Annotated in this window: 13 protein-coding genes; 7 read left to right on the plus strand and 6 right to left on the minus strand. The window is 56.0% G+C overall.

Annotated elements, in window-relative coordinates:
* The first annotated feature begins 2 nt into the window (after positions 1–2).
* Positions 3–791 carry a xanthine dehydrogenase accessory protein XdhC gene (gene xdhC, locus ACO0U8_RS20645; protein ID WP_421671533.1) on the plus strand — a complete coding sequence of 263 codons (789 nt, stop codon included), beginning with the start codon at positions 3–5 and terminating at the stop codon, positions 789–791.
* Here the strand turns inward: xdhC and ACO0U8_RS20650 are convergent.
* Positions 784–1,086 (minus strand): helix-turn-helix domain-containing protein, encoded by a 303-nt coding sequence (locus ACO0U8_RS20650; RefSeq protein ID WP_056770523.1) that lies wholly within the window; start codon positions 1,084–1,086, stop codon positions 784–786. The genes xdhC and ACO0U8_RS20650 overlap by 8 nt on opposite strands.
* Before the next feature lie 427 nt (positions 1,087–1,513).
* Here ACO0U8_RS20650 and ACO0U8_RS20655 point away from each other — a divergent pair, with 427 nt between their 5' ends.
* Positions 1,514–2,164 (plus strand): NAD(P)H-binding protein, encoded by a 651-nt coding sequence (locus tag ACO0U8_RS20655; protein WP_390975597.1) that lies wholly within the window; start codon positions 1,514–1,516, stop codon positions 2,162–2,164.
* A gap of 200 nt (positions 2,165–2,364) precedes the next feature.
* The gene (locus ACO0U8_RS20660; protein WP_056770529.1) at positions 2,365–3,060 is read left to right on the plus strand and encodes a GntR family transcriptional regulator; all 696 of its coding nucleotides are present in this window, start codon (positions 2,365–2,367) and stop codon (positions 3,058–3,060) included.
* Between the two features lie 49 nt (positions 3,061–3,109).
* Here the strand turns inward: ACO0U8_RS20660 and fetB are convergent, their stop codons facing one another.
* The 5 genes from fetB to bcsE form a co-directional block, all read right to left on the minus strand.
* Entirely contained in the window at positions 3,110–3,883 is a 774-nt protein-coding gene (gene fetB / locus ACO0U8_RS20665; protein ID WP_122095275.1) for an iron efflux ABC transporter permease subunit FetB, read from the minus strand.
* Positions 3,870–4,541, minus strand: coding sequence for an iron efflux ABC transporter ATP-binding subunit FetA (fetA, locus tag ACO0U8_RS20670; RefSeq protein ID WP_122095276.1), 672 nt, complete (start codon positions 4,539–4,541; stop codon positions 3,870–3,872). The genes fetB and fetA overlap by 14 nt, the downstream gene beginning before the upstream one ends.
* A gap of 123 nt (positions 4,542–4,664) precedes the next feature.
* Positions 4,665–6,308 carry a cellulose biosynthesis protein BcsG gene (gene bcsG / locus ACO0U8_RS20675; protein WP_421671534.1) on the minus strand — a complete coding sequence of 548 codons (1,644 nt, stop codon included), beginning with the start codon at positions 6,306–6,308 and terminating at the stop codon, positions 4,665–4,667.
* Entirely contained in the window at positions 6,305–6,535 is a 231-nt protein-coding gene (bcsF, locus tag ACO0U8_RS20680) for a cellulose biosynthesis protein BcsF (protein ID WP_421671535.1), read from the minus strand. The genes bcsG and bcsF overlap by 4 nt, the downstream gene beginning before the upstream one ends.
* A 1-nt stretch (position 6,536) precedes the next feature.
* Complete coding sequence (bcsE, locus tag ACO0U8_RS20685; RefSeq protein WP_421671536.1) at positions 6,537–8,138, minus strand: cellulose biosynthesis protein BcsE; 1,602 nt, start codon at positions 8,136–8,138, stop codon at positions 6,537–6,539.
* Positions 8,139–8,342: 204 nt separating this feature from the next.
* Here bcsE and bcsR point away from each other — a divergent pair, with 204 nt between their 5' ends.
* The 4 genes from bcsR to bcsB are packed head-to-tail and all read left to right on the plus strand — an operon-like array spanning position 8,343 to position 14,228.
* Positions 8,343–8,552, plus strand: a complete 210-nt coding sequence (bcsR, locus tag ACO0U8_RS20690; RefSeq protein ID WP_056770546.1) for a cellulose biosynthesis protein BcsR — start codon at positions 8,343–8,345, stop codon at positions 8,550–8,552.
* Between the two features lie 2 nt (positions 8,553–8,554).
* Positions 8,555–9,280 (plus strand): cellulose biosynthesis protein BcsQ, encoded by a 726-nt coding sequence (gene bcsQ, locus ACO0U8_RS20695; protein WP_421671537.1) that lies wholly within the window; start codon positions 8,555–8,557, stop codon positions 9,278–9,280.
* The gene (bcsA, locus tag ACO0U8_RS20700) at positions 9,277–11,889 is read left to right on the plus strand and encodes a UDP-forming cellulose synthase catalytic subunit (RefSeq protein WP_421671538.1); all 2,613 of its coding nucleotides are present in this window, start codon (positions 9,277–9,279) and stop codon (positions 11,887–11,889) included. Before bcsQ ends, bcsA begins: the two co-directional genes overlap by 4 nt.
* Positions 11,889–14,228, plus strand: coding sequence for a cellulose biosynthesis cyclic di-GMP-binding regulatory protein BcsB (gene bcsB, locus ACO0U8_RS20705; RefSeq protein ID WP_421671539.1), 2,340 nt, complete (start codon positions 11,889–11,891; stop codon positions 14,226–14,228). Before bcsA ends, bcsB begins: the two co-directional genes overlap by 1 nt.
* Positions 14,229–14,231 lie beyond the last annotated feature (3 nt).

The raw sequence follows: 14,231 nt of genomic DNA on the forward strand, positions 1-14,231 counted from the left end.
TCATGCGTACAGATGACTGGATCACCCGTTTACAGGACCTGAAACACCGCGGGGAACCCTGCGTGGTGGCGACGCTGGTGGAAAATCAGGGCTCCACGCCGCGCGATGCGGGCAGCAAAATGCTGATCACCGCCGGGCAGCAATTTTATACGCTGGGCGGCGGTAACCTTGAGTTTCAGGTCACGGCGATTGCCCGCGAGATGTTGCAGCAGGGCGCACAAACCAGCCGCTTTGAACGTTTTTCGTTAGGGGCGCGGCTGGGGCAATGTTGTGGCGGTATGGCGTCGGTGTTGCTCGAACCGCTCGGGCAACCGCAGCCGCATGTGGTGGTTTACGGCGCGGGGCACGTCGGGCGGGCGCTGGTGAATATCCTCAGCACGTTGCCTTGCCGTATTACCTGGGTCGATGCGCGCGCCAGTGAGTTTCCTGCGCAGGTGGATCCGCACATCACCTGCGTCGTGGATGAAGAACCGGAAGGGACAGTGGCACAAATGCCCGCAGGCAGCTATTTCATGGTGCTGACGCACGATCACCAGCTGGATTTCGCCCTGAGCGAACGCATCCTGAAGCGGGGGGATTTCCGTTATTTCGGGCTGATAGGCTCCGACACCAAGCGTAAACGCTTCGATTACCGGTTATCGGGGAAAGGAATTTCGGATGAACAGCTGGCGCGAATGCGCTGCCCGGTCGGTTTACCGGATGTGCGCGGCAAACTCCCGGCAGAAATTGCCGTGGCAATTGCCGGGGAGTTTATCGCCGCGTATGGCGCGCACAATCAGGCGGTCAGCTGAGTTTTTTAAATTCAAAGGTACCGCCGAGCGCGACGGCGTAACGGCTGACGGTATTCAGTGTGGGGCAAGCAGCACCGTTTTCAAAGCGGCTGATATTTTGCTTTTTGATGCCGGTACGTTTTGCAATATCTTCCTGCGTCAGCGATTCGGCAATTCGCATGGCTTTAAGATCTGCCACCATCTTTTTATGCATTTTGTGAGCGGCGTACGCGGCGGCAAATTCGGGATTCTTCATCGCTTCCGCTTTCACAACGCTAAAGGGGATCAGTTCATAGTCATCATCATCGTCAATCATGGTTCATTCCTTTTGACAGTTTTCATGCGTTTTATCGCCAGCGCTAAATCGTTGGGAGGCGTCTTATCCGTTTTCTTAGCGCCGGGTAACAGGGTTACGTCGTACACAATCGCTTTCCTTGCGGTGAAGTATGATGACTCTCCCTTTAATTGAAAAGTAATCATTTATGATTCTTTTTTTAACAGGAACCGGGTTCACATTTTTGCCGGGTTCCGCCGTTTCGTACGCTGACGAACGGCCATTCTGAACAGGTTTTTCAGGTTGTGAATGAGGAGAGCGTTTTCGTTCGCGATGTCTCGCAAAAAATCGGTGAGGGCTGGAAAACCAGTCTGATCAACGCAAAGCCTGCGGCTCTGTGCGCTAATAAACCGTGAAATTTGATGTGCTACAGTTAAAGGGAACTGAAATGAAAACGTCAGGAGGCGTAATGACTCAAGTTGCAATCGTGGGAGCACACGGTCAGATAGGCAAACTGATCATCAAACATTTGCGTGCGCAGGGCCTTGAAGCCATCGGGATTGTGCGTAAAACCGAACAGCTTGCGCAAATGGACGCGCTGGGCGCGAAGGGCGTTCTGCTGGATATCGAAAATACCACAGCGCAGGCGCTGGCGACGGCGCTTAAGGGTGCAGATGCCGTGGTGTTTGCCGCCGGTGCCGGTGGCGGTTCGACGGCGGAGCGCAAACGCACGGTCGATTACGCAGGCTCGGTGTTGCTGGCGCAAGCCGCACAGCTTGCAGGTATACGCCGCTATGTTCAGATTTCGGCGGTGGATGTGGATAAACCGCTGAAACCCGATACCGATCCGGTCTGGAAAGCGTATGTCGAGGCCAAACGTGATGCCGATATCGAACTGCGCAAAAGCGGGCTGGACTGGACCATTCTTCGTCCGGGGCCGTTGACGGATGATCCGGCAACCGGCCTGGTGACGCTCAACGAGCACGCCGGAAGGGGCGACGTCAGCCGCGAAGACGTGGCGCTGGTGGTCGTGGCGGTGCTGAATGCCCCCTCGTCCGTTGGCAAACAGTGGGAACTTCGCGGCGGTGATACGCCGGTCAGAGACGCTGTGACACAGTAAACCGCTACGCCAGCACTGCTTTTTTGATCACATGAAAGCAGTGCTGAGCGCATTTGTATGTTAAGAGCAATGCCTGAGGTGTGTTGTTTTGTTACAAGGTAGTGCATGATTTACGACTGAAATCGTTCAGGAAGAGTGCTAATTTACGCGCATAGACAGCGCAAATAGAAAGACAGGCACAAGAGGCAATATCCCATTCCATGAGCACTCACACTACAACAGCGAAACAGCTGGAAGTTCAGCGAATCACCGAAATCCTATCCAGAGCCATCGGGCAGCAGCGGCTGAGGCCGGGCACGCGTCTGGTGGAGTCGCAGCTGGTTGAAGCCCTCAACGCCAATCGTAATCACGTACAGGTCGCGCTTCAGCGTCTGGCGATGCAACGCATTGTGACGATTGAACCCAACCGCGGGGCGATGGTTGCACAACCCACCGCACGGGAAGCGCGGGAAGTGTTCATTGCCCGCCGGGCTATCGAGCGGGCGATTGTGGAAAGCATTACGCCGGACATCCTGCGTTCACATCGTCAGCGTATCAGCAGTCACATGCGCAACGAACGCGATGCCACGGCATCCGAAGATCGCCGCGCCATTGTGCGCGAGCTGAGTGAGTTTCATCTGATCCTCGGCGAGATTTGTGGCAATAAGGTGCTGAGCGAAATCCTGTCGAATCTGATGGTGCGCAGCTCTCTGATTGTCGCGTTGTACCAGCGCAATGAAGTGCCTTCCTGCCAGTGCGATGAACATGAAGCGATCATTAATGCGCTGGAAGCGGGAGACACGGCTCAGGCGGCAGACATCATGCTGGAACACCTGGACGATCTCGAAGGCGTTTTAGACCTTGATGATGCCGCCAGCACAGAAGTGAATCTGCGCCAGGTGTTGTCCGATTTATAGCATGCAACACCGGCAGACAGCGCCCGCATGACGCGGGCGCAACAGGCCATTATGAGGACTTAAGGCGGCGCAGCTGAGCACGATCGTTGTAAAAACGCTGACAGGCCAGGTACCCCGCAATGATGGTCGATAAACTGGCGGTGCCCAGTAACATAAATGTCACCATAATCTGATACTTGATGGCTTTTACCGGGTCGATACCGGCAAAGATCAGCCCGGACATCATGCCCGGCAAACTGACAATACCCACCGTTTTCGCCGCATCCACGGTCGGGATCATCGCTGCACGGATGCTGTCGCGAATTATCCTCCCTGACGCAATTTTGGTCGAGGCGCCAAGGCTCAGCATCTCAAGAATTTTTTGCTGATTGTCGAGAAACCGCTGATTCAGATTGCTGTAACACAATCCCACCGCCACCATCGCATTCCCCGCCACCATGCCGGAAATCGGAATGACCTGCATGGGCAAAAATTCAATGGATCCGGTCAGGATCAAAATCGTCAGTGTCAGCGTGGTGCCCGCGGTGATCGCGACAAATGAAATAACGAACCCGTTATCAATGTTGCGGCTGCGTTTTCGGGCATTCAGCGCCGCATTCACGCAGATAAACAACACCATCAGCACCGTCAGCCAGCCATTGTTGAGATCGAAAATGTATTTCAGCACATAGCCGACGATCACCAGTTGCACGATGGCGCGGGCCACGCTCCAGATGATGTCCTTTTCCAGCCCCAGTTTTTCTTTACTGCTGATAAGCAGGGCGACCACCACCAGAACCAGCGCCAGGGCCAGAGATTCGTTGGTAATATTATGCTGATTCATTGACGGCGTTCTCAGGCGAAGTGTGTGACAGGGTGATGACGTTTTTGGCGTGGCGGATCTCATTCTGATCGTGACTGACCCACAGCACGGCGAGCTGTTTCTGTTCTGTCAGGCTGGCAATGATCGAGTTGATGTTTTCTTTGTTGTCTTCATCCAGCGCGCTGGTGATTTCATCAAGCAACAACACATCCGGCAGAAATTGCAGGTTACGCAGCAGGGCGACCCGCTGTTTTTCGCCCCCCGAGAGTTCCTGAATATTTTTGGTCAGCATGTCTTCAGACAGGTGGACGCGTTTTAGCCAGGCGCGAAGCAGTGCCTCGTCCACCTTTTTTTGTCTTATCTGGTACGGCAGCGCCAGATTGTCGAGCACGGTTTCACCGAACAGTGACGGCGTCTGAAAGCAATACGACACCCGCTGGCGATACACTTCCGGTTTTATCCGGCTGATGTCTTCACCTTTGAAGTAAATGCTGCCGCCGGTCGGGTTTAACAGCGATGCAATGATTTTCAGCAACGTGCTTTTACCGCTGCCCGACGGCCCGGTCAGCAGGGTGAATTCACCGGGATTGAGGGTCAGCGAAACAGGCTCAAGAAGCGGGGTGTCATTGAGTGTGAACGCGACATCGTTCAGGCGAAGTAAATCCGGAGGAGCAGACATGAAAATATCCAGGGGTAATGTGTTGAATGTGTGAATAATATCACTGTTTTGCGTTTTTGTGGGGGAGCGGGGTTTGCTCCTCCCCCGGCGAAGAGGGAGGACGTGAGGAAGGTTAGCAGGCAATCAACTCGGATAGGGTACCCATCCGCCGCCGTTCAGGCGGATATAGATTTTCCCCTGATATTCCATCACCACGGCGTTTTCATTTTCAGACACCAGCGGCGTCTGCGGCAGGTTGGCGCTGAAGGTTTTCCAGTCCATTGACGGTGTGGTGAAGACCTTGCCGTCAACGGCGCGGGACACCATGTCGGCAATCGCAAGATAGCTGCTTGGCGTATCGATTTTTATCGGTGCTGACCCGTGCGGTGCCTGCATGCCGAAGAATTTCACACCCACCGGAATGTGCGTGATGCCAGGGCTGGGAATATCGCGCAGACCGGAAATCTGCATTTTGTCACCGACCAGCGCGGCGCCATGTTCCGGCACCACCACCAGCATCACTTTGCGGCCTGATTTATCAAGCTGATCCATAAAGGTATTCAGCTGACTGAGCAGCGTCTGGGCGCGGCTGCGGTAGTCGGCGCTTTTATTGCTGCCCACATAACGGTTGCCGTCGTGCAACGGGATCAGGTTAAAGAAGGTCGCAGTGCGCGCGGTTCCGGCTTTTTGCTGATTCTCCAGCCAGCGGGAGAACAACTGCCCGTCGTTGAAAATCGGTGAACCGTCGAAAGAGGTCAGTTCATGCCCCAGACCGGCCTGCGACATCAGTGGCGATTTCATGTCTGCGTCGTCGCGCAGGTTGCCGATGTAATTACCAAACTCGCCGGTGTGATCCATCGCCAGCTGGGACGTGAAGCCCAGACGCGCCAGATCGTCGAACAGGTAACATTGCTGCCCGGCAGCCTGATACAGATTATGGTGCGACGACTGACCGCAGCTGGCGCGCAACAGACGGATAGACGCCGGGCCGCTGTAAGCCGTGGCGGAGTTAAAACGGCTGAACACGTAATCAAAGCGTGACCACAGCGGTGAGCTGGACAGGTTGACTGCATCCAGATCTGCCCATGCCAGTGAACAAATGTTGATCACCAGCAGATCAAAGGGCTGGGCATCGGCCGGCAGGGCATCCGGGAAGCGGACGTTGCGGCGGCTTTCATTCTGGTAGAACTGCTCTAAATAGGCGCTGAGATTGGCATCCGTCGGCGGGCCACTGACCGTATTGGTCGTGGCGGTAGAGGCTGCCGGTTGCGCGGCGACCGGTTTATCCACCGCCGCCGTGACTACGGCGGGCGTGAACAACGGCGTGACCAGGAAGCTGAGGTTTACCCACAGTAATGCCGCCACCGTAAAGGTCGTCAGGCGGATCCACTGCGAGATGAACAGATAGCCCACCAGCAGCGCAAAACCCACGCCAATCCACTGCCAGTTGATAAAGCGGTCGGCCAGCTCCAGCAGATAACCCATGCTGAATCCGGTGACATCTGCGCCCTGACTGACAATGGAACGCCAGCCCGGCAGCCAGGTGTCGTGATACAGCAACGCCAGACCAAACGGCAAAGCCAGCCACTGCCGCCAGCGGTGCATCCGCAGGGAAGGCAGCGGGAAAAGGAGTACGGCGGCGAAAATCAGGTTGCTCAGCGCATCAAAATTCAGGTAGCCCTGGGCCAGCAGCACAAATTTGAGCAGAAAGTAGTAGTTCCATGCGCCAAGACCGCGCCAGGATTGCCAGACCCGCAGACGGGGTGCGGAAGGTTGTGATTCTTTCATAGTGACGATTTGGATTTCCCGGTGGCGAGAGAAGTATCAGTTTTTGCTGTGCGCTGGCGATGTTTGTTCACCGTGCTGAGGGTGATGGGGGTCAGATAGCGCGGGCGCAGGAACCGTGTGGCGAGCCTGTTTTTCCAGCGCGGTAAACGGCTGCGCAGGGCATAACCGAGCGGGATAAACAGGATTGCCGCTAACATAAAAATCTCAATGATATCGCTGACGGACATTTTATAACTCCGGCGTCTTGATGACGGGTGAATCACTGACGGCCAGCGTGACAGCAACGGGCTGATGGACAGGCGCGCGTTTCAGGGGTTCGGTTTTATGCGCCACAAAGGCTTCTGCGCCCGCTACCGGTTGCGCCATCGGTGGTTTGGCCGCGAGGCGACGCACCTCGGTCTGAATATCCCGCTCCTGGCTCCAGAAGGTCTGGCTGGTGAACACCTCTTTCACCGGCAAAGAAAACAGGAAATCGAGCACGCTTGCGACATCACTGACCTGGCAGTTAGACAGGAACAGATACAGGTGTTTTTCCGTGACCGTCAGAATGTCGCCGTCGCGACGCAGGGAACACAGCGACATCGCCTGCTGCGGGCTGATGCCACTGGCCGGGCGCAGGGAGATCAAAATCCCGCGTGATTCGGTGGCCAGTGACGCATGCGTCCAGATATCTTTCATCACGGTGCAGAACGCCGGTAAGGGCAGATAGCCTTTGTGATGGGTAGGCAAGCGGCTGTCGAGCAGCACCTCGATATCTTCCGGCACGTGGCGGGTGAAACTGAGGTTTTGCAGATCATCGAGCAGGGTGAGGAAATTGGACAGCCGCGCTGCGTGAGGAACCACGAGATTGGCACCGCAGGCCTGCAATAGCCGCTGATCGACATACCGCAGCGAAGAATTCATTTCGCGAATGACAATCTTCAGGCTGTTGCCGCGTTGCATCCGCAGACGGTGGATCTGGCGCGCGATCACTTCCACTTCATCATTACCGCCGAGGGCAAAAACCACCGTCGCCGCGCGGGCATGCGCCGCTCTTTCGGCTAACGTCGCATTATCATCGAACAGGAACCAGCGTTCAGAAAGCGGCGGTGCGCCTTCCAGCACGCTGCGTTCTGCCAGCAACATCCACTGATCGTCACCGGTTTGCCCGGCAACCAAGGTGGGCGTATTTTTTTGAATTTCCCAGCCGGTTTCGCGTACGGTCAGCGGGTAGAGGGTATTGGCTTGTGAAATGACATTGTCATGCCACCAGGAAACCCCCCACTGATTGGGCTGAACGTCCGTTTTAATCTCGGCCAGGCCACATATTTGCCGGTGGTATAAATGCAGACGGGTTTTAGCGGTATTAATACCGCCGCCATAGCAGATAATAAGACAGCTGCTGCGTTTATTATCACAGGCTATACTCATTTCGCGTACCCAACGGGTGAGCTGTTTATCGTTTAATGCCAGGCACGAAGTCGCGGGGATCAATAAAATCAATAATGCCGAATTTGAGTTAGGTAAACGATGAATATCAGACGGCAATGCCAGCAGGGCTTTCATTTTTTTGCCGAGCTGATAATAAGCCACTTGTTTGCGCGGCTTTGTCAGGCTGGTTAAAATAACATCGTCAGCCTCTAGCCGGTTTTCTTCATTCGTGCAAATTAAATTGTGCTCTGGAAACACCACGCTGACCGGCGCAACGTCATGTTGTGCCTCAATAACCTGCCCGCAGAGCCGATAGGCGGCCTCCTGGCTGTCTGCATTGACCCAGTAAAGACCGCGAATTTGCATTTCCGCTAATCCATTCCAGAATTGCGACATGCCTAAAGAAAAGGAGAGTGCCATAGAGTTATATCTGCTTGTATTCGGGTTCGATTAAAAGTCTGCTAGGGACACAATCTAAATGTGAGTATAATAAATTCTATCATTGCTACATTAAATAATCATAAATCTTCACAATAATGTTTTGATACTAAAATGCCTAACCCCGCAGGGCAATTTTTGCGTGGTGTGGCGTCAGTGCGAGATTGAATGCAGGGAGGGGGTCCATTGGGCGCCAATATTATAGACTCAGACGAATCCGATTCGAGTAAAGACAACGATTTTCATGCACTGAGTCACTATTTTTCTGTCTCTGAATTAAATTATGTCGATATCGGCCGCAAAGAAAAAATTCCGCAACTGATGTCGCGCTGGCCTCTGCTGGCCGAACTGGCAAAACTCGACGAGCTGTCGCCCCCTGACGCGGAGAAAAAATAATCATGGCCGTTATCGCGTTACAGGGTTTTCGGGGCGGCACGGGCACCACCTGCGTGACGGCTGCGCTGGCCTGGGCCCTTGCACAGCTCAATGAAAAGGTTCTGGTGATCGACTTCTCCCCGGATAACTTGTTGCGCCTGCATTTCGGTATGCCGTTTGAACAGTCCCGCGGCTGGTGTGCTGCACATCATGCGGGGACCGCCTGGCAGGCATCGGCTCTGCGTTATCATCCCCGACTCGATTTTCTGCCTTATGGCAATGTCCTGCCTGGTGGCGATTCGCCATTACCTTTTGACTGGCCGCGTGCGATTCGTCAGCTGAAAAATACCGGCGTGTATGACTGGATCCTCATCGACTCACCGGCGGCGGACCCTCTGCCTGCGCAGACGGTGGCCGACGCCACGCTGATGTTGCTGCACGCCGATACGCAGTCGCACGTGCGTTTACATCAGCACGCGTTGCCGGCCAATGGCCGTTATCTGGTGAATCAGTTCATGACCTCCAGCCAGCTGCAGCAGGACATTTTATTGATTTGGCAGGAAACGCTGGCGTCGCTGGTTCCGACCGTTTTGCACCGTGACGAATCGATGGCCGAATCGCTGGCGGCCAAACAACCGGTAGGCGAGTGGGACCCTAACAGTAAAATCAGCCGGGAACTCAATACCCTGGCAAGCTGGTGCCTGCTGAATTTGCGCAGCCATGACGATCGGCGGAGCGCCAGCGCATGAGCCGCCTGCTGAACGTTTTGCTGGTGCCGCCGGTGATCTCCGTGTTGCAGAGCCGCTATCGCCACTACCGCCATCATCACGCGTCACCGGTTGCCGCCGCGACCATGGTGTTTTGCATCGCCCTGAGCTGGCTGTTTTTACGGTTTGAATCGCCGTCGTGGCAACGGGTGAGCGGACAACGCGCCCGCTGGTATCCGCAACTTTCTGCCGATCGCCCGAAACTGGCCGACCCGTTACGTTACCTGCTGCAAAGCCTGTGGCTGATGGTCATCATTCCCTCCAACGGCATGCGTGAACGTTTCACTTACACCCGCTGGCCGCAGCGGCTGCGCGACCGCTTCTACAGCTGGCTGGAAGCACTGCCGGTGAAGGTGGAACAAAATCCGCTGGAAGCCAGAGTGGTGCGCCGCGTCAGCACCATGAACCGCGTGGCAAAACGGGTGCTGATACTGCTGGCTGTTCTGGTGGCGCTGACGCTGGCGATGTTCTGCATCTCTCAGCCCTTCGGTTACCCGGCGCAGTTTGTTTTCGTGGTGCTGCTGTGGAGCATTGCGATGATCATCCGCAGAATCCCTGGCCGTTTCCCGGCGCTGATGCTGATTGTGCTGTCACTGACCATTTCCTGTCGCTACCTGTGGTGGCGCTATACCTCGACCCTGAACTGGGACGATCCGCTGAGCCTGACCTGCGGATTGCTGTTGCTGCTGGCCGAAACCTATTCGTGGACGGTGCTGGTGCTGGGTTATGTGCAGACCATCTGGCCTCTGAACCGTAAGCCCGTGCCCATGCCTGCGGATGTCAGCGTCTGGCCGACGGTTGATTTAATGATCCCCACCTATAACGAAGATCTCAGCGTGGTGAAACCGACGCTGTATGCGGCGCTGGGGCTGGACTGGCCGCGCGACAAACTGACGATTTATCTGCTGGACGACGGCAACCGGCCGGAGTTCGCCGATTTCGCCCATGAGATTGGCATTAAGTACATCGCGCGTGAAACCCATGAACATGCCAAAGCCGGGAATATCAATAACGCGCTGAAGCAGGCGCAGGGCGAACTGGTGGCCATTTTTGACTGCGACCACGTTCCGACCCGTTCTTTCCTGCAACTGACCGTCGGCTGGTTCTTTAAAGATAAAAAACTCAGCATGTTGCAGACGCCGCATCACTTCTTTTCGCCGGATCCGTTCGAACGAAACCTCGGACGTATGCGGCGCACGCCTAACGAAGGCGAACTGTTCTACGGGCTGGTGCAGGATGGCAATGACCTGTGGGATGCCAGCTTCTTCTGTGGCTCCTGCGCGGTGTTGCGGCGTGATGTGCTCAATGAGATCGGCGGCATTGCGGTTGAAACCGTCACCGAAGATGCCCACACCTCGCTGCGTATGCACCGCCACGGTTACAGTTCGGCTTATATCCGCATCCCGCAGGCCGCAGGGCTGGCGACGGAAAGTCTGGCGGCGCACGTCAGTCAGCGTATCCGCTGGGCGCGCGGCATGGTGCAGATATTCAGACTGGATAATCCGCTATTCGGCAAAGGCCTGAAACTCGCGCAGCGGTTGTGTTATGCCAACGCGATGATGCACTTTCTGGCCGGTATACCCCGCCTGATCTTCCTGACTGCGCCGCTGGCTTTCCTGCTGATGCATGCCTATGTCATTTACGCGCCTGCGCTGGCCATCGCGCTGTATGTTCTGCCGCACATGATCCACGCCAGCCTGACCAACTCCCGCGTGCAGGGCAAATACCGTCACTCATTCTGGAACGAGATTTACGAAACCGTGCTGGCCTGGTACATCGCCAGGCCGACGACTGTGGCGTTATTTAATCCTCACGCCGGCACTTTTAACGTCACCGCGAAAGGCGGGCTGAATAAACACGCTTACGTCGACTGGAAAATCAGCCGTCCTTATCAGGTGCTGATGTTGCTTAATCTGGCCGGGCTGTTCTTTGGTATTTATCGCGCGATTTATGGTCAGGCGGATGAATTGCTGACGGTGCTGGTGAGCATGGCTTGGGTGATTTACAACATGATCATTCTCGGCGGGGCGATCGCCGTGGCGTTCGAATCCAAGCAGGTGCGTCAGGCGCACCGCGTGGACGCCAAAATGCCCGCGTCGCTGCTGCGCCCTGACGGCCATCTGTATGTGTGTACCGTGCAGGATTACTCCGACAACGGCGTCGGGCTGGAAACGGAGAGTGCCCTTTATTTCAATGCCGGTGACAACGTCACGTTAATTCTGCATCGCGGCCAGCAGGAGTACGCCTTCCCGGTGCAGGTCAGCCGTGTCTTCGGCCAAAGTATGGGGATGCAGCTTCTGCCGTTAACCACTCAACAACACATCGATTTTATTCAATGTACCTTTGCCCGGGCAGACAGCTGGGTATTACGCGAAGACAGCTTCCCGGAAGATAAACCGATGGAAAGTCTGCGGGAAGTGCTGGGGCTGGGGATCCGCGGATATATGCGAATGCTGGATATCGCCCCGCAGCGCTACCGGCCACTGGCCTCCAAAACCCAGACGTTTGGCCGCTGGTTGCTCTCTTTTGCGCCGCGTAACCCGCCGCTGTCCGTTCAGCCTGATGAATCAACCCTGATGATGACAAAATAATGAAAAGACTTCCTTTGACGACTTTGATGGCATCCGCATTGATGACACTGGCATTGGGCTCTGCGGCCTCTGCCTATGGCGAGCCGGCCACGGCTGCGGTATTGCCGCAAACGGCTGCGACGACGCCACAGGTGGCACTGCCGATGGTCGCGCCTGCGGTCAACCCGATGATCATCCCTGGCGCGCCGGTGCGCAGCCTGACGCTGCCGTTTGCCGATGTGGCACCGACGCCGGGCGCGATAACCTTGCGCGGCATCCAGCCCAACGGCCAGATCGAGTTCGGCGTGCGCAGCGACGAAGTGGTGACGCAGGCGACGCTGAATCTGGAGTTCACGCCGTCGCCGTCGCTCATTCCGGTCCAGTCGCATCTGAAGGTTTATCTAAACGATCAGCTGATGGGCGTTGAAGTCATCGATAAAGACCAGCTCGGCAAGAAAAATCATCTGCAAATGGTGATTGACCCGCGCTATGTGACCGATTTCAACCGCATCCGTCTGGAGTTTATCGGTCATTATCAGAATATTTGTGAAAACCCGGCTAACAGCACACTGTGGCTGGAGCTCGGTAAGGGCAGTTCGCTCAGCCTGCAATACCAGAAGCTGCCGCTGAGCAACGATCTGGCGCATTTCCCGGTGCCGTTCTTCGATGCCCGCGACAGCCGGCCGCTGGATTTGCCGATGGTGTTTGCCGCCTCGCCGGATGCCACACAACAACAGGCGGCGGCCATTCTGGCGTCCTGGTTTGGTACTAAAGCGCAGTGGCGCGGTCAGTCATTCCCGACCCTGTATAACCAGCTGCCGGACAGCCATGCGGTGGTCTTTGCCACTAACGACAAACGCCCTGATTTCCTCAAAGAGATGCCGCCGGTAAAAGGACCGGTGGTGCAGATGATCAGCCGGGCGGATAACCCGTACGTTAAAATGCTGCTGATCCTGGGCCGTGACGATCAGGATCTGCTGACGGCGGTAAAGGGCATCGCTCAGGGCAATATTCTGTTCCGCGGGCAGACCGTGGGCGTGGATAAAGTGGAGCAGGTTCAGGCCCGTCAGCCGTATGACGCGCCAAACTGGGTACGCACCGATCGTCCGATGAACTTTGGTGAACTCAAACAGTATGCCGAACAGTTGCAGTCTGACGGCATTCAGCCAAACCCGATCACTCTGAACATCAACCTGCCGCCGGATCTGTTTTTGATCAACAGTTCGGGTATCGATATGCGTCTCAGATACCGCTATACCTCGCCGCAGCTGAAAAATACCTCACGGCTGAGCATCAGCCTGAATAACCAGTTTATGCAGGATCTGACCCTGAAAACCGGTCACGATGAAGATTCGCAGTTACTGCATTTGTCGCTGTTGCAGGGGCTGCTCGATGGCAGCAAAGATCTGAACATTCCGGCGCTGAAACTCGGCGCAGTCAACCAGATGCGCTTTGATTTTGATTACACCTCGCTGCTGGCGAGCGGCACCGAAGGACGTTGCGAAACCTATACCACCGTGCCAAATCACGTGGTGATCGACGACAGCTCCACCATCGATTTCTCCGGTTATCGTCACTTTATGGCGATGCCGGATTTACGCGCCTTTGCCAATGCCGGTTTCCCGTTCAGCCGCATGGCGGATTTGTCTCAGACGCTGCTGCTGGTTCAGCCGCAACCGCAGCCGGTGCAACTGACCACGCTGCTCAATGCGCTGGGGAATATCGGCGCGCTGACCGGTTATCCGGCGCTGAGCGTCAGCCTGACCGAAGATGCCGCGAAAGCCAAATCAACGGATGCTGATTTGCTGGTGGTGGGTGAATTACCGGCGGATTTACGTGATGACAGTATGCGCGATGATAAAAAAGCCAATCTGCTGATCAATGCGGCGCGGGATGCGATCAACACGCCAATCCGCCAGACACCGCTGCCGGATAACGCTGCACCGGCCAGCGATGCCCGCGTCGATGCCAGTGCGCAGATCACCGCACAGGGCCCTGTGGCGGCGGTTGTCGGTTTCCAGTCGCCGTATTTCGAACAACGCAGCGTGGTTGCCCTGATGGCGAATGGTCAGCAGGGCTTTGACATGCTCAATCACTCTTTGCAGGACACCAAACAGCGCGCGCTGGTTTACGGCTCGGTGGCGGTGGTGCGTGATTCCGGTACCACCAGCCTGAAAGTCGGCGATACCTATTACGTGGGGCATCTGCCGTGGTGGGAGCGCGTCTGGAATGCGCTGGCGACACATCCGGTTTTACTGGCGGTGATGGCGGTTGTCGTGGTGATTCTCGCGGCTATTTTGCTGTGGAGTGGCTTGCGTGCCCTGAGCCGTCGTCGTTTGTATGAAGACGATCAGGAATAAGCC

It is taken from the genome of Rahnella sp. EDr1-12 (genome assembly GCF_049206505.1).
Lineage (GTDB): Bacteria > Pseudomonadota > Gammaproteobacteria > Enterobacterales > Enterobacteriaceae > Rahnella > Rahnella rivi.